General features: G+C 67.0%; 2 protein-coding genes. Both read left to right on the top strand.

Annotated elements, in window-relative coordinates; all coding sequences use genetic code 11:
• A partial coding sequence (locus tag F563_RS25465) for a hypothetical protein (protein WP_211211464.1) occupies nucleotides 1-238 on the top strand: 238 nt, incomplete at its 5' end.
• Nucleotides 239-598: 360 nt separating this feature from the next.
• Nucleotides 599-1255 (top strand): IS5 family transposase, encoded by a 657-nt coding sequence (locus tag F563_RS23630; protein ID WP_211211465.1) that lies wholly within the window; start codon nucleotides 599-601, stop codon nucleotides 1253-1255.
• Nucleotides 1256-1315 lie beyond the last annotated feature (60 nt).

Below are 1315 nucleotides of genomic sequence, written 5' to 3' on the forward strand. Positions count from 1 at the left end.
CCCCGCATCGCTACAGCCCACCCCGCCGCCAACCAGCAGCAGCAGCGAATCAGGCCATGAGCGATTCGAACAGCCGAATTTCCGCAGCCTGCTAGGGCACGACAATCCTGGCCAGGCAGAGCACGGCGCGCTTGGGCGGGATCGACTTCGCGCCCCACTCGTCGATCTGGCGATCGCGCGCTGGCGCATGCTGCAATCGGACATCTCCATTCTGCTCACGGGCAATGATCGCGGCTAAGCTTCGGTGGTGGCAGAACGGGCAGAGACTCTGGCCGATGCGACCTGATATGCGGATCAGGGCGATCCCGCTCGACCAGGTGCTGCCCACGCGGAAGATGCGCGTACGCACTCGGAGGGGCAGATCGTGCAGATGGGGGCCTCGATCACAGAGTTCGGCTTCGGCGGCGAGCCCTCGCAGTGTAAGCCTGACGTGGATAATGCTCGTATCTGCGAGGATCACGAGACGCGTGCCCCATAGGAGACCTCTGCGAAATGGCTTGCGCGGTGGGGTGAATGTTGATTCGCTATCGGTCTGAAGGCGGGTAGCGAGGTGGTTATGGGTGAGCGCCGGCTTGGTCAGGCGAGTCTGGCGGAGGCGTTGCTGCCGGCGGGGGTGGGTTCGAACCGGCGGCTGGAGCGGATTGCCGGCTTGATCGACTGGGCGCCGATGGAGCGGCTGCTCGCCCCGCTGCGCGCGCCGACCGGCCGTCCCGGCTACCCGCCTCTGGCACTGTTCCGCGCTCTGCTGCTGGCGCAGTGGTGCCAGCTGTCCGATCCTGGCCTGGAGGAGGCGTTGTCGGACCGGCTTTCGTTCCGCCGTTTCTGCGGGTTCGGGCTCGATGACGGCACGCCGGACGAGACCACGCTGTGCCGGTTCCGCGGCATCCTGGCGGAGCGGGATTTGGCGGGGGCGCTGTTTGCCGAGGTGAACCACCAGCTCGAGGCGCAGGGCCTGATGCTGAAGGCGGGCACGCTGATCGACGCGACCTTGGTGGAGGCCGCCGTCGCCCGTCCGCGGCAAAGCGAAGGCGCGGTCTCCACGAAAGACCCCGAGGCGGGCTTCACGCGGCGCGGGCAGAGGAGCTTCTTCGGCTTCAAGGCGCACGTGGCGGTCGACCTCGGGTCCGACCTGGTGCGCGAGGCGATCCTGACTGGCGCCGAGATCGGAGACAGCGTGGTGGCTGATGCGCTGGTGCAGGGCGATGAGGCGGCCACATTCAGGGACTGTCAGGAGTTTCGTGCGGGACCGTGGTGATCATGGGTTGAGACGGTCCTGGAAGAGGATGGCGAACTGCGCTCTGGCGGCGTGCCATTC

It is taken from the genome of Elioraea tepidiphila DSM 17972 (assembly GCF_000378465.1).
In the GTDB taxonomy this organism is placed as follows: domain Bacteria; phylum Pseudomonadota; class Alphaproteobacteria; order Acetobacterales; family Acetobacteraceae; genus Elioraea; species Elioraea tepidiphila.